The organism is Winogradskyella jejuensis, from assembly GCF_900129745.1.
Classification (GTDB): Bacteria; Bacteroidota; Bacteroidia; order Flavobacteriales; family Flavobacteriaceae; genus Winogradskyella; species Winogradskyella jejuensis.
Genome location: NZ_FQWS01000001.1, coordinates 1,453,757 through 1,467,193, shown reverse-complemented (window position 1 = coordinate 1,467,193; position 13,437 = coordinate 1,453,757). Strand labels below are relative to the sequence as shown.

Genomic DNA, 13,437 nt, shown 5'->3' with positions numbered 1-13,437 from the left:
CGTGGCCTTTAGTTATTATTAATTAAGTATTATGACAACACTTCTTCATATAGTTTTACACTTTTAATAGCAGATTCAATTGCGTTTCTTTGCTCACGCAATAGATTTACTAACCTAGTTGGGAAGCTCGTATCGGTGATTAATTCATTATACTCATCTAGGCTTGCTTTTTCTCCTCTAATAGCTTCTTCCAGAATGGTTTCTTCATTATCAGATGAGAATGTTGCCTTTAGCGACATCCAATTTCTATGAATCGTTCCTTTAAAACTTCCTGAGTCTTCTGGTAATTCGCCATATGTTAAAATTTCAGTTCTTAATTGACGTGCAAAACGACTTCTTTCTTCTGCTCTGTTGCTAAAAAAGTTTTTTAAGTTTACATTATCCACTTCTTTCATGGCTTTGATGTATCCTTTTTCTGCATCATAGTTTTTAATTAGTAATTCGTTTAACTTGTCGGAAATAATTTTTTCGTACTTCATTTTATCTTTTATCATTTTAAAAATTCAATAATTTATTTTAAGATGCTTATTGTTTCACATCACAAAAATAGTATAACAGGTAGAGGTCAAAAAACAAAATATTTTAACAAGTCTTAGCATTAAAACACTTGATTTAACAGGGTTTAACAAAAAATGCCGCTACTTGGTAACGGCATTTTTATAACATTAAATGTTATTATTAATTCTGTAAATAATCTGGCGTACCGTCCATGTCTGTATCTACAGCATCATCCGGATTACCATCTCCGTTAGGATCAGGGTTTTCGTCTATTGTCAATATACCATCTCCATCATCGTCAGTATCTAAATAATCGAACAATGAATCTCCGTCCGTATTTTGAGATGCTGTTGGCGCTTCAAAAATGGTAAATATGCCATCTCCATCATCATCAACATCTAGATAATTTGGGATACCGTCTCCATCTAAATCTCCCCTTTCAATGGCCGTAGGAACAAAATCTCCATCATCGTCATCATCTAAATAATTTGGAATACCATCCATATCCGTATCGTCATTGTCAAGATTTCCATCCATATTTATGTCCTCAAACGAATTTGGACGTCCATCTCCATCACTATCCTCACAATCAATATTATCTAACATCATTTGTAAAGACCCATCAACATCAACACACGATGAGACTTGCACTTCTAATGCTTGTTGATATTGCAAGCACAAATCCACATCTGGTGCTGGTTCAAAAGCCATTATCTCAGTCTGTAAATCGTTAATTGCTGCAGAAGCCAAATCACATGTTGAGCCGCCTGTAGTTTCTAAAATATTTTCGCGTATTGGGACTTGAAAAAAAACACCATCAATAAAGTTTACAGAATTAAGACCATCTACAGTAAATGCATTGAATCTAAATTCTCCTGTTACTGTATTTGTAACAGAATTCAATTCCGTAATCTCTATAAGTCCATCTGAAGGAAAAACTTGTACTGAAGAATCAGGTGCATTTAAAGTAGAATAAGTGATTAAATCAGCTCCTCTAAATCTTGCTTCACTTTGATTATTATTACCCAAAGGATACTGACCCACATCAGTACGTGTTGTGAATAAAAGCAATATTTCACTTCCTCTTTGTGCCCTTACTATTAAACCTCCATCTTTTGTAGAAGCCGTATGTACAGTTGCCCTCCAAGCTTGCCCTTCAAAATTACCTTGAACCGCAGGGTTACTAAATTCTATTTCCTCAGCGCAACCATAAAAGAGCGCTATTATTAATATAAGAAAGATATTTTTATTCATCTTATTTTCTTTAATCAGCAGTTTTTATAACGTATAATAGCTGTCAAAAGTATATTATTTTTTCGATATATCTTTACCTAAGATAAAAGCTTGAAAATTAAAAAAATATACTATCTTTGCGCCCTCATTAATAACAGAGGTCGAGAACCTCAACTAATTAATTATTATGCCTGTAAAAATTAGATTACAAAGACACGGGAAAAAAGGAAAACCTTTTTACTGGATTGTTGCGGCTGATGCTCGCGCAAAAAGAGATGGTAAATACCTTGAGAAATTAGGTATTTACAACCCAAACGTTAACCCTGCACAAATAGAACTTGATGTTGATGGTGCTGTACAATGGTTAAACAATGGGGCACAACCAACAGATACAGCGAGAGCTATTTTATCTTACAAAGGTGCTTTGTTAAAGAAGCATTTAGCTGGTGGTGTTACTAAAGGTGCTTTAACTGAAGAGCAAGCTGAAGCTAAATTCAACGCTTGGTTAGAAGAAAAAGCTGCTAAAGTACAAGCTAAAGCTGATGGCTTATCAAAAGCTGATGCGGATGCTAAAGCTAAAGCATTAGAAGCTGAAAAAGCGGTTAACGAGGCACGTATTGCTGCTGCAACTCCTGTTGTAGAAGAAGAAGTTGCTGAGGAAACTGAAGCTTCAAACGAAGAAGAATAAAAAATTAATTTTTATACTTTTAAACCCAGACATTTTGTGTCTGGGTTTTTTATTTCAAATCATGAAAAAAGACGATTGTTTTTATTTAGGAAAAATAGTAAAGAAGTATAGCTTTAAAGGTGAACTTTTAGCTAAACTAGATACGGATGAACCTGATTTATACGATAATTTAGATGCTATTTTTATAGACCTAAGAGGGAATCTCGTCCCATTTTTCATTGAAGCATCTCAATTGCATAAATCTGACTTATTACGATTAAAATTTGAAGATGTAGACACTGAAGCCGATGCTGATGCACTTTTAAAATCTGACCTATATCTTCCCTTAGAGCTACTCCCAAAACTAGAAGGTAACAAGTTCTACTTTCATGAAATCATTGGCTTTACAATGAAAGATGAAAATTTTGGTTTAGTTGGAAAAATAGTTGGTGTTAATGACACAACTTCTCAAGCATTGTTTGAAGTGGATAGACAAGGTGTCGAAATCCTAGTACCAATGAATGACGAATTTATCGTTAAAATAGATAGAGACAACAAAACGGTAATTGTTAATACACCTCAAGGATTGATAGATTTATACCTTTCCCAATAATGAGTTCCGCTCCTTTTAAGTTTAAACAGTTTGAAATAAAACAAGATTGCTGCGCCATGAAAATTGGCACAGACAGTGTTTTACTCGGCGCATGGGCTTCTGTAGAGCATCACCCTTTTGCTATACTAGACATTGGCGCGGGTACTGGTATATTATCGCTAATGTTAGCACAACGCACAAACGCTCAACTTATTGAAGCCATAGAAATAGATACAAATGCTTACGAGCAATGTACCGATAATTTTGAAAATTCGCCCTGGAGCGACCGCCTTTTTTGTTATCACGCCTCGCTTTTAGAATATACAGAGGAAGTCGATGATAAATACGACTCCATCGTTTGCAATCCACCTTTTTATTCCGAAGATTACAAAACTGAAAACGCTTCACGAGATTTAGCTAGATTTCAAGACGCCATGCCTTTTGAGCATTTGGTTTATGCTGTTTCAAAACTATTGTCAGAAAATGGTTTGTTCTCAGTTGTTATTCCCTTTAATGAAGAAAAACGTTTTATTGAACTCGCATCAAAATTCAATTTATTCCCTTCCCGAATACTTCATGTAAAAGGCGATTCGCACTCTAATATAAAACGAAGTCTGATTGAGTTTTCATTTCAAAAAAGAGAGCTATCCATTTCAGAATTAATTATTGAAAATGGAAGACACAACTACACTGAAGATTACATTAATCTTACCAAAGATTTCTACTTGAAAATGTAATAGTTTGGTTGTTCACTGAAAACGTTTTCGTTACTTTTGTTTCATTAAAAATGTGATACCAATGAAACCTGATTTATTCGAAGCTCCAGATTATTATAATATTGACGATTTACTTTCAGAAGAACATAAATTAGTGCGTGACGCAGCTCGTGATTGGGTAAAACGTGACGTTTCACCTATAATAGAAGACGCTGCGCAAAAAGCAGAATTTCCTAAATCTATCATTGGCGGATTAGCAGAAATTGGTGCTTTTGGCCCTTACATTCCAGAAGAATATGGCGGTGCAGGTTTAGACCAAATATCGTACGGTTTAATCATGCAAGAGATAGAGCGTGGCGATTCTGGCGTAAGAAGTACAGCATCGGTACAATCATCCTTGGTCATGTATCCTATTTGGAAATATGGCACTGAAGAACAACGCCAAAAATATTTACCAAAATTAGCTAGTGGCGAATGGATGGGAAGTTTTGGGTTAACGGAGCCAGACCACGGAAGTAATCCTGGTGGCATGACCACAAACTTTAAAGATATGGGAGACCATTATGTGCTAAATGGTGCTAAACTTTGGATTAGTAATTCGCCGTTTTGTAATGTTGCGGTGGTGTGGGCAAAAAATGAAGAAGGACGCATTCATGGACTCATTGTAGAGCGTGGTATGGAAGGTTTCTCCACACCAGAAACGCATAACAAATGGTCCTTAAGAGCATCAGCTACTGGAGAGTTGATTTTCCAAGATGTAAAAGTTCCAAAAGAAAATTTATTACCAAACAAATCTGGTTTAGGAGCACCACTTGGTTGCTTAGATTCTGCACGTTATGGTATTGCTTGGGGTGCAATTGGTGCCGCTATGGATTGTTATGACACAGCTTTGAGATATTCTAAAGAACGCATACAGTTTGGCAAGCCAATCGGCGCATTTCAGCTTCAACAGAAGAAATTGGCTGAGATGATTACAGAAATTACCAAAGCACAATTATTAGCTTTCCGTTTAGGTCAATTGAAAAACGAAGACAGAGCAACATCTGCTCAGATTTCTATGGCAAAACGCAATAACGTAGATATGGCTATTAAAATAGCTCGTGAGGCTAGACAAATGTTAGGCGGCATGGGCATTACAGGAGAATATCCTATTATGCGTCATATGATGAATTTAGAAAGCGTGATTACATACGAAGGTACACATGACATTCATTTATTAATTACTGGTCTAGACATTACTGGATTTAATGCTTTTAAATAAGTTGCTGGGCTTCAGTTGGCAACTAACCTAAGCTTATAATATAAATGCTTCCTTAATCACAGGAAGCATTTTTTATTTAAATTTACTTTATGTTTTCAGCAAGAAAAAGATTAGACAAGGCTTACAAAAATGCTGCTCGTATTCCGTTTAATGATTCGAGTAAATTTATTCTATTTAGCGATTGTCATCGTGGCGATAATAGCTTTGCTGACGATTTTGCAAACAACAGAAACATCTACTTTCATGCCCTGAAGCATTATTATAATGAAGGTTTTAATTATGCTGAATTAGGAGATGGTGACGAGCTTTGGGAAAATTTATCCTTTAGTTCTTTGCTATATGCACATAAGAATGTATACATGCTTATGAAGCAGTTTCATGATGAAGGCAGACTACATATGATATGGGGAAATCATGATATGGTTTATCGTAATGAAAGTTATGTTAAAAAACACCTCAACACCTATTTTGACCCAAAAACGGGAGAAAACAAAGATTTATTTTGTGATATTAAGTATCATGAAGGTATCGTCTTAGAACATTCTGAAACTAAGCAAGAATTATTTCTATGTCACGGCCATCAAGCCGATTGGTGGAATTATTTATTTTGGAAAGTGAGCCGTTTCATGGTACGTATTCTATGGAAACCTTTAAACGTTATGGGCATTGCTGACCCTACTAGCCCAGCGAAAAATTATAAAGAACTCATTAAAGTAGAGCGCAGAACCAAAAAGTGGATTACAGAAAATGACAACCTAATTACTATAGCTGGACATACCCACAGACCACGTTTTCCTGAACCTGGTGATATTGCTTTTTTTAATGATGGGAGTTGTGTGCACCCAAGAAGTATTACAGGCCTTGAAATTGAAAACGGCGCTATTTCACTCATAAAATGGCAAATCGCCACAGCCGATGATGGCACTCTAAAAATTGTAAGAATCTTATTGGAGGGACCGACGAAATTAATTGATTACAGAACTGAATAATTAACTCTCTGGAGCCAACTCTACTTCTAAGCCTTCAAGATCTGGAGTAATATGGATTTGGCAACCCAAACGACTATTATCTTTTACATAGAATGCTTCAGAAAGCATAGCTTCTTCGTCGTCTTGCATTTCTGGAAGCTCGTGATTTGATTTTACATAACACTGACAAGATGCACACATCGCCATGCCTCCACATACACCAATAGTACCTTCTGGAGCTAACTCATATGAACGCACAACTTCCATTAGGTTCATAGCCATATCCGTTGGTGCTTCAATTTGATGGGTTACACCATCACGGTCGATAATTGTTATCGTTACATCATTCTTATCCACTAGTCGATTGTTTTGACAACAGCCTTTGGTGCTTCTTTACGTGTCCCATCAAAACCATCTACACCACTCACGGTTGTATATTTTAGAACATATCGCTTTCCTGGATTTATGATTTTGTAAGCTGCTTGACACATTAACGTAGCTTCGTGAAAACCACAAAGAATCAACTTTAATTTTCCGGGATAGATGTTTCCATCACCTATGGCAAAAATCCCAGGAATATTGGTTTGATAATCTAAAGCATTATTTACTTTAATGGCGTTTTTCTCAATCTCTAACCCCCAATTAGCAATTGGACCTAGCTTTGGAGACAAGCCAAACAAAGGAATAAAATGGTCAGTTTTAAGATTGAAAGGCGCTTCATCTTTTTTAGTCACCTCAACGCTTTCAACTTTTCCATTACCGTTAATAGCAGTAATCTCAGCAGGTGTGATTAAATTAATTTTACCTGCATCTTTTAATTCTTGCACTTTATCTACAGAATCTAAATGCCCTCTAAATTCATTACGACGGTGTACCAATGTAACATTTGAAGCTACATCAGCCAAAAAGATACTCCAATCTAATGCAGAATCACCTCCTCCAGCAATAACGACGTCTTTTCCACGGTACATCTCTGGCTCTTTAATCATGTACTCTACACCTTTGTCTTCGTAATCTGTAATGTTATCTAACAATGGTTTACGAGGCTCAAAACTTCCTAAGCCACTAGCAATAGCTACGACAGGTGCTTTGTGCTGAGTACCTTTATTTGTGGTTACAATAAACGACCCATCTTCTTGCTTATCTATAGTTTCAGCACGCTCTCCTAAAGTAAAACCTGGCTCAAACTGCTTACACTGCTCCATGAGCTTGTCCGTTAAATCTCCAGCAAGAATTTCGGGATAAGCAGGAATATCGTAAATAGGTTTCTTTGGATATATCTCAGAACATTGTCCGCCTGGTTGAGGTAAAGCATCAATTAAATGACATTTTAATTTTAGTAAACCCGCTTCAAAAACGGCAAAAAGCCCAGTTGGGCCAGCACCGATAATAATTATATCTGTTGTAATCATTGACTTCTAATATTGAAAGCAAAACTAAACTAACGCTTCATAATAGAAAGTGACAAAAGTCACTTTACTATTCCACATTAATCACTTTTTCTATTTGAGGTGCATACTTTTTAATGGTCATTTCTACACCAGACTTCAGTGTCATTTGATTGACGCTGCAAGAGGTACAAGCACCTTGAAGTTGTACTTTTACTAATTTATCGTCTTCTATTGACAGTAAAGAAATATCGCCTCCATCACTCTGAAGGAACGGACGAATTTCGTCTAGCGCCTTCTCAACATTTAACTTTAATTCTTCTGAACTCATTTATTTCTTTTTTACAGCAGAACATCCTGCCATTGTTGTAATCTTTATTGCTTCTGTTTCTGGTAAATTCTCATTTCTGTAAACAACTTGCTCTACCACATTTTTAGTGATTGTTTCAAAAGCTTCTTCTATTGGAGTTGCTGTTTGCAACGCTGCTGGACGACCGACATCGCCAGCTTCTCTAATACTTTGTACAATTGGCACTTCTCCTAAAAACGGCACTTCTAAATCTTCAGCCAAATGCTTTGCACCTTCTTGTCCAAAAATATAATACTTATTCGTTGGCAACTCTTCAGGGGTAAAATACGCCATGTTTTCAACTATTCCTAAAACTGGGACATTGATGCTGTCTTGCTGAAACATAGCCACACCTTTTTTTGCATCTGCCAATGCAACGTTCTGAGGTGTACTCACCACAACTGCACCAGTAATAGGTAAGGCTTGCATAATACTTAAGTGAATATCACCTGTTCCAGGTGGTAAATCCAGTAATAGGAAATCTAAGTCACCCCAAGCAGCATCAAAAATCATTTGATTTAAAGCTTTACTTGCCATTGGTCCGCGCCAGATTACGGCTTGGTCTGGCTTTGTAAAGAAACCTATTGATAGGACTTTTACGCCATAATTTTCTACGGGTTTCATTTTTGATTTTCCATCTACATTCACTGAAAGTGGGCGCTCATTAGCAACATCGAACATGATTGGAATAGAAGGCCCGTAAATATCAGCATCTAAAACACCAACTTTAAATCCCATCTTGGCTAAAGTCACTGCTAAGTTTGCAGTTACTGTTGACTTACCTACACCACCTTTTCCTGAAGCAACAGCAACAATGTTTGAAATTCCAGGAATTGGTTTTCCTTTTATCTCATTTTTTGGTTGTGGCGTAGCAGGTGCTTCCACTTTTATATTAACCTTAATCTTTGCTTTTTCGTAAACCTCGCGGTGAATGGTTTGCAATATTTCCACTTCAGTCTTTTTACGAGCTTGTAGACTAGGATTTTTAATGGTTATATCTACAATAACTTCGTCTGCAAATGTTACGACATTTGTTACTGCTCCACTATCAACCATATTCTGTCCTTCACCAGGAACTGTAATGGTTTTTAGCGCATTGAGTATCTCTTGTTTATTTAATTTCAATGTTTATCTAGATTAATTCTAAATGCAAAGATACTGCTAAAAGTTTATATTTTTCGTTAAGAAAATTGAAAAGAACAATGAGTGAATACAGTTTATAAATATGCTAACCTAACTCTTTTGAAGGGTCCCAAAAAATGGCTTCAAAATTCTGAATCTGATTATCGACTACTTTAATGCCTTCGCTTTCTAAAAGTTGTTGCATTAGGTTAGTTCCTTCAAAATGATGCTTTCCTGTGAGTAGACCTTTTCTATTTACCACACGATGGGCTGGCACATCTTTACCAAACGAGCTATTCATTGCATAACCTACAATACGTGCACTTCTAGTAGCTCCTAAGTATTTTGCAATAGCCCCATAACTCGTTGCTCGCCCATAAGGAATTCGTTTTGCAACTTCGTAAACACACTCGAAAAAACTCTCAGTTTCAGGCTTCATTTTATATCTCTCTCAAAATATTTATAAAGGTAATTAAGGCCACTAAACCTGTTACACTGCCAATGATGTAATTCATATTCTTCTGAGAGGTAAATGCTTTGTCTTTTATCTTATCAAAAAAGAAAATATAGACATACAACATTACAAAAGTTCCCATTGCAGCACCAGTGACGTATGTGATAATACTCACGCGCTCAAAATCCATGACACCAAAAGATGCCAAAGTAATTGTCATGTAGGCCTGATAAGGAATAGGAAACACATTTAGCGCCGACATAAACATACCGTAGAAAAACCGACTTTTTTTACTTCGAATATCATCTTCATCAACTGGATTGGCTTCTTCTTTTTGTTTTGAGGCTAAAACCAGAAAATAAATGGTAATTAAAACAAAAATAACAAAGGCTACACGCTGAAGAATCTCAACAACATCTGGTCGATTACTTAAATATCTAGAAAAAATTGCAGCTATATATGTTTGAATAAAAACGACTAAACATACACCAGTAGAAAACATAACACCTCGTCCTGCACCCTCTTTAAGACTAATTTTAGCTGCTGTCATATTTAATAATCCAGGAGGAATGACACCAATTAAAGCCACAAAAAGGCCTAAAAAAAAGACAATAGTGATGCTCAAGATTTAGTTAATTTGAAATCTAATATACGTAATTGCTTTGTCTTGTTCTAAATATTGGTTCTCGTAAAATGTTTGTATCTCTGTAACTTCTTCTGGACTACCTTCAAGTTTATAAACATTATGATTAGCATATAAGACCTTATGACCAGCGCCGTGGAGTAGCCCTAAAGTATACCCATGCATAAATTCACTATCTGTTTTTAGATGCATTATTCCATCTGGTTTGAGTACTCTTTTATAGTGTTCTAAAAACTGCAAATTAGTCATCCTATGCTTCGTCCGCTTATATTTTATTTGTGGGTCTGGGAAGGTTATCCAAATCTCATCTACTTCATTTTCAGCAAAGGCATACTCAATTAATTCAATCTGGGTTCTCATAAATTTGGCGTTTGGCATACTGTCCTCTAAGGCCGTTTTTGCGCCTCTCCAAAAACGAGCACCTTTAATATCTATACCAACAAAATTTTTATGAGGATAACGTTTTGCTAACCCAACTGTGTATTCGCCCTTACCGCAACCTAATTCTAAAACGATTGGATTATCGTTTTTAAAGACCGTTGTATTCCAATTGCCTTTGAGTTTATAATTTCCATCTGTTAACTCTTCTCTTTTAGGCTGAAATACATTCTCGAAGGTTTCGTTTTCTTTAAAACGTTTTAATTTGTTTTTACTTCCCACAATTATTTAATATTTCGGCAAAATTAAGGAAACATTTTAGGTTTATCTTTGTTAAGATGAAACGAATTTTAGTTGCGCCATTACATTGGGGGTTAGGGCATGCCACACGCTGTATTCCTATAATAAAAGCACTCCTACAGAATGATTTTGAACCTATTATTGCTTCTGACGGCGGTGCTTTAGAATTATTAAAAAAAGAGTTCCCAAAACTCAAAGCTTTTGAATTACCTTCTTACAACATTACGTATCCTAAAAACGGGAATAGTTTTAAATGGAAGTTTTTAAAGTCCTTGCCTCATATTTTAAAAACCATAAAACTTGAAAGAGCAATAATTAACAAGCTTGTTAAAGCTGAACATATTGATGGTATTATTTCAGACAATCGTTTTGGTGTAAGACATGATGATATTCCGTCTGTCTATATAACGCATCAACTCAATGTGCTGAGCGGAAAAACGACTTGGTTTAGTAGCAAATGGCATCAAAAAATCGTAAAAAAGTTTGATGAATGTTGGGTGCCGGATTTTGAATATGAGCCTAATTTTAGCGGCCAACTGGGACATCTTAAACAAAAGTTAGGACATTTAAAATACATTGGTCCTTTGAGTCGCTTTAAAAAGGAAGCCATTGAAAAAACTATTGATACACTTGTTATTCTTTCTGGTCCAGAACCACAGCGCACAAAACTTGAGAAGAAATTACTAGTGCTTCTTAAAGACCGAAAAAAAAAGGTGCTATTTATAAGAGGAATTGTTGAATCTCAGCAAAAAATTACAAAACTAGGTAATATAGAGTTGTATAATTATATGACAAGTGATGAACTTGAAGACGCCATAAACTCTAGTGAATTAGTTATATCACGCTCAGGTTACACCACCATTATGGATTTAGCCAAACTAGAAAAGAAAGCTGTTTTTATACCTACACCTGGTCAGTTTGAGCAGATTTATCTTGCCAAAGAACTGGCAAAAAACCTCGTGATTCCATATGTGTCTCAAGAGAAAATGACACAACACAACTTACAGTTTGACAATTTGTATTCTGGCTTTACAACCCTTGATTATGAAACAAATTATAAGAAGTTATTTAGCCTTTTCTAAAGTAAAAGAGAACTCACTCCCAACACCGGGTTCACTCTCTACGTAGATTTTTTCGTTATGGGCTTCAATAATATGCTTTACGATAGAAAGTCCTAATCCAGAACCGCCTTCTTTACGAGAACCACTTTTGTCTACACGGTAAAAACGCTCAAATAATCTACTTAAATGTTCGTTTGCAATACCTTCTCCGTTGTCAGTCACTCGAACAATAACTTTGTTTTTAATTAAATTTTCGATACTCACCTCTGTTGTTCCTCTTTCTAGTCCATACTTAATAGAGTTAACAATAAGGTTACTTAATATTTGTTGAATACGCTCCTTATCTGCATGAACAAAAATTGGGGTTATATAATCCGTGTCAAAAGTGAGTGTAATTTTCTTTTTAGCAGATTTCATTTCAAAAAGGTCAAACACATTCTGAACCAGCTCTACGATATCAAAAGTTTCGTAATTGAGACTTAAATCACCAACTTCGAGCTTGGTAATCATGTCTAAATCCTTCAAAATGTAAGTAAGTCTTTCAACGCCTTTACTGGCACGTGTAAGATATTTTTTTCGGATTTTTTCATCATCCATAGCTCCATCGAGAAGGGTCTCAATATAACCTTGAACTGTAAAAAGAGGTGTTTTTAACTCATGAGATACATTTCCTAAAAACTCTTTCCGGTACTCTTCACGCACCTTTAAGGTTTCAATTTCTATCTTCTTATCTCTTGCATATTTATCAATTTCTTCGGTCAGCGTTTTCATATCCGTTGTTATGGGTTGCTGTCTCAAATTTGTTGATTCTAAGAGTGTGAGGTCGTCATAGATTTTTTTGACTCTACGATATATAAAATTCTCTACGCGATATTGAATAACTGCGAAACATACCACATAACATGCGAAAGGAAAAATTAAAAATTCCCAATCTAATTCATGAAAAAAATGCAGGAATAAGGCCATAAAAACCGAAGCTACTATAGTAACATAGGCTGCAGTTTTAAAAGCGAATTTATAAGATTTCTTAAGGGACTTTTGCATTAGTCTACAAACTTGTAACCAACACCTTTAACTGTTTTAAAAGATTTATCTCCAATTTTTTCTCGGAGCTTACGAATGTGTACATCGATAGTCCTACCGCCAACAACAACCTCATTACCCCAGACTTTATCCAAAATCTCCTCGCGCTTAAAAACTTTACCTGGTTTGGTTGCCAATAAAGATAACAATTCAAACTCTTTTCTAGGTAATATTATTTCTTCTCCTTTGTTAGTGATTTTGTATTCTTCTCTATTGATTATTAAATCTCCTATTTTGGTGATAGCGTCCGAAGGATTATCTGATTCTTTTAAACGTCTTAAAAGTGCTTTGACTTTACTCACCAACACTTTAGGTTTTATGGGTTTGGTAATATAATCGTCTGCCCCAGCGTCAAAACCCGCAACTTGAGAATAGTCTTCACCTCTAGCTGTTAAAAACGTAATTACCGTATTACTCAAGTCTGAAATTTCTCTGAGCTTCTCACAAGCTTCGATACCATCCATTTCTGGCATCATTACATCCAGAATTATAAGATGAGGTTTGTGCTTTTTTGCTTTTTCAATGGCTTCAAGACCATTTTTGGCTGTAGTTACTTGGTAACCCTCAGAAGACAAATTGTAACCCACAATTTCTAAAATGTCGGCCTCATCATCAACGAGTAAAATTTTAATATCTCTCTTTTTCAAAATAAAGTAGAATTATAACTTACGGTAAATATAATTATAACTCCTAAATAAAATTTACTGATAACAAATTGGTAACA

General features: G+C 35.6%; 17 protein-coding genes. 6 read left to right on the top strand and 11 right to left on the bottom strand.

Annotated features, from left to right (window positions below; genetic code table 11):
- Positions 1-29: 29 nt before the first annotated feature.
- Entirely contained in the window at positions 30-479 is a 450-nt protein-coding gene (locus tag BUB95_RS06870; RefSeq protein WP_073085136.1) for a ferritin-like domain-containing protein, read from the bottom strand.
- A 199-nt stretch (positions 480-678) separates the two neighbouring features.
- On the bottom strand, positions 679-1,752 hold the full coding sequence (locus BUB95_RS06865; protein ID WP_073084622.1) for a DUF6252 domain-containing protein: 1,074 nt from the start codon (positions 1,750-1,752) through the stop codon (positions 679-681).
- A 166-nt stretch (positions 1,753-1,918) separates the two neighbouring features.
- On the opposite strand from BUB95_RS06865, the gene BUB95_RS06860 reads away from it, so the two are divergent.
- The 5 genes from BUB95_RS06860 to BUB95_RS06840 all read left to right on the top strand — a co-directional run bounded on the left by BUB95_RS06860 (position 1,919) and on the right by BUB95_RS06840 (position 5,956).
- Entirely contained in the window at positions 1,919-2,419 is a 501-nt protein-coding gene (locus BUB95_RS06860; RefSeq protein ID WP_073084619.1) for a 30S ribosomal protein S16, read from the top strand.
- Between the two features lie 61 nt (positions 2,420-2,480).
- Positions 2,481-3,011, top strand: coding sequence for a ribosome maturation factor RimM (gene rimM / locus BUB95_RS06855; RefSeq protein WP_073084617.1), 531 nt, complete (start codon positions 2,481-2,483; stop codon positions 3,009-3,011).
- A complete protein-coding gene (locus tag BUB95_RS06850; protein WP_073084615.1) occupies positions 3,011-3,727 on the top strand; it encodes a tRNA1(Val) (adenine(37)-N6)-methyltransferase in 717 nt (238 codons plus the stop codon). Before rimM ends, BUB95_RS06850 begins: the two co-directional genes overlap by 1 nt.
- Positions 3,728-3,788: 61 nt before the next feature.
- A complete protein-coding gene (locus BUB95_RS06845; RefSeq protein ID WP_073084612.1) occupies positions 3,789-4,967 on the top strand; it encodes an acyl-CoA dehydrogenase family protein in 1,179 nt (392 codons plus the stop codon).
- A gap of 89 nt (positions 4,968-5,056) precedes the next feature.
- On the top strand, positions 5,057-5,956 hold the full coding sequence (locus BUB95_RS06840) for a metallophosphoesterase (RefSeq protein ID WP_073084610.1): 900 nt from the start codon (positions 5,057-5,059) through the stop codon (positions 5,954-5,956).
- On the opposite strand, the gene BUB95_RS06835 is transcribed toward BUB95_RS06840, so the two are convergent.
- From BUB95_RS06835 to trmB, 7 genes are all read right to left on the bottom strand, one after another.
- Entirely contained in the window at positions 5,957-6,292 is a 336-nt protein-coding gene (locus BUB95_RS06835) for a 2Fe-2S iron-sulfur cluster-binding family protein (protein ID WP_073084608.1), read from the bottom strand.
- A complete protein-coding gene (locus BUB95_RS06830; RefSeq protein ID WP_073084606.1) occupies positions 6,292-7,347 on the bottom strand; it encodes an NAD(P)/FAD-dependent oxidoreductase in 1,056 nt (351 codons plus the stop codon). Before BUB95_RS06830 ends, BUB95_RS06835 begins: the two co-directional genes overlap by 1 nt.
- A 67-nt stretch (positions 7,348-7,414) precedes the next feature.
- A complete protein-coding gene (locus BUB95_RS06825) occupies positions 7,415-7,654 on the bottom strand; it encodes a NifU family protein (RefSeq protein WP_073084604.1) in 240 nt (79 codons plus the stop codon).
- Positions 7,655-8,797, bottom strand: a complete 1,143-nt coding sequence (locus BUB95_RS06820; protein WP_073084600.1) for an Mrp/NBP35 family ATP-binding protein — start codon at positions 8,795-8,797, stop codon at positions 7,655-7,657.
- Positions 8,798-8,900: 103 nt separating this feature from the next.
- On the bottom strand, positions 8,901-9,233 hold the full coding sequence (locus tag BUB95_RS06815) for an MGMT family protein (protein WP_073084597.1): 333 nt from the start codon (positions 9,231-9,233) through the stop codon (positions 8,901-8,903).
- 1 nt (position 9,234) lies between these two features.
- Complete coding sequence (locus tag BUB95_RS06810) at positions 9,235-9,873, bottom strand: LysE family transporter (RefSeq protein WP_073084595.1); 639 nt, start codon at positions 9,871-9,873, stop codon at positions 9,235-9,237.
- 3 nt (positions 9,874-9,876) lie between these two features.
- Entirely contained in the window at positions 9,877-10,551 is a 675-nt protein-coding gene (gene trmB, locus BUB95_RS06805) for a tRNA (guanosine(46)-N7)-methyltransferase TrmB (RefSeq protein ID WP_073084593.1), read from the bottom strand.
- A 56-nt stretch (positions 10,552-10,607) separates the two neighbouring features.
- On the opposite strand from trmB, the gene BUB95_RS06800 reads away from it, so the two are divergent.
- A complete protein-coding gene (locus tag BUB95_RS06800) occupies positions 10,608-11,651 on the top strand; it encodes a glycosyltransferase (protein ID WP_073084591.1) in 1,044 nt (347 codons plus the stop codon).
- On the opposite strand, the gene BUB95_RS06795 is transcribed toward BUB95_RS06800, so the two are convergent.
- Positions 11,634-12,674 carry a sensor histidine kinase gene (locus BUB95_RS06795; RefSeq protein ID WP_073084588.1) on the bottom strand — a complete coding sequence of 347 codons (1,041 nt, stop codon included), beginning with the start codon at positions 12,672-12,674 and terminating at the stop codon, positions 11,634-11,636. The genes BUB95_RS06800 and BUB95_RS06795 overlap by 18 nt on opposite strands.
- Complete coding sequence (locus BUB95_RS06790; protein WP_073084586.1) at positions 12,674-13,360, bottom strand: response regulator transcription factor; 687 nt, start codon at positions 13,358-13,360, stop codon at positions 12,674-12,676. The genes BUB95_RS06795 and BUB95_RS06790 overlap by 1 nt, the downstream gene beginning before the upstream one ends.
- Positions 13,361-13,437 lie beyond the last annotated feature (77 nt).